We start from the raw sequence: 1,016 nt of genomic DNA, 5'->3' as shown, positions 1-1,016 counted from the left end.
CGACCTTCGACGGCCAGGGCGCCACCGGGGACGCCGCGGGCCACGAGGGCATCGGCGACCGTGCGGGCACGGCGGTTCGACAGGCCGACGTTGTAGCTGGCCGAGCCCGAGGTGTCGGCGTGACCGACCACCACGATACGGGCCGAACGTCCCGACTGGGCGTATTGCGCCGCCTGGGCGATGACCGACTGGGCTTCCGACGACAGGGCCGTGGAGTCCCACTCGAAGTACACCACGAACTCGCGGTCAGCCACCGGAGGCGGCGGAGGCGGAGGCGGGGGCGGCGGAGGCGGCGGAGGCGGCGGGGGAGGCGGCGGCGGCGGCGGGGGCGGCGGCGGCGGCGGCGGAGCGTCGGCTCCGAACGCGTAGCGCAGACCCAGGGTCACCGCGTGGCTCTCGTTGTAGTCGCCTTCAAACGGTCCCATCGGGAACCCGGCACTCGAGGTGCGGGTCTCGATCTCGAAGTCGGTCATGAAGTAGCGATAGGTCAGGTCCAGGTTGGCCCGGCTGCCGATGGCCCACGACACACCCGCGATCGCCTGGGCGGCCAGGTTGCTGTCCGAGTCGTCCGAAGCCACGCCGACGGTACGGTTGCCGCCGATGGTGCCGATGAACTCGCTGTCCAGACGCGCCACGCCGGCGCCGAGGCCGACGAACGGACGCAGGGCCCAGGAGGCATCGCCAAAGTCATAGATGGCATTGGCCATCAGGCTGACGACCTGCAGGTGTCCGTCGGGCGTGCCGCACGGCCCGGTGGTCGACGGGGCGCAGATGCCGGTGGGCACGCCACCGGGAACGGTGCGGGTCACTTCGCCCAGTTCACCTTCGCGATAGCCGCCTTCCAGCTCCACACGCCAGTTCTGGTCGAAGCGGTAGCCCAGACGACCAAACGCCGCCCAGCCTTCCTTGACCTCGAAGTCATAGCCATTGGGCCGGGCCGTGTCGAAGCCGTAAACGTCGTTGGCCTTGTGCCAACCCGCGTCTACCGCGCCATACCAGCCATTCGGCTCAGCCGA

The 1,016-nt window shown here is 70.3% G+C and carries 1 protein-coding gene; it reads right to left on the bottom strand.

The window, feature by feature from the left end; all coding sequences use genetic code 11:
* A partial coding sequence (locus EG854_RS06065; RefSeq protein WP_164461900.1) for an OmpA family protein occupies nt 1–1,016 on the bottom strand: 1,016 nt, incomplete at both ends.

This window comes from Brevundimonas halotolerans, from assembly GCF_003730275.1.
GTDB lineage: Bacteria > Pseudomonadota > Alphaproteobacteria > Caulobacterales > Caulobacteraceae > Brevundimonas > Brevundimonas halotolerans.
This window is presented reverse-complemented; position numbering and strand designations above follow the sequence as displayed.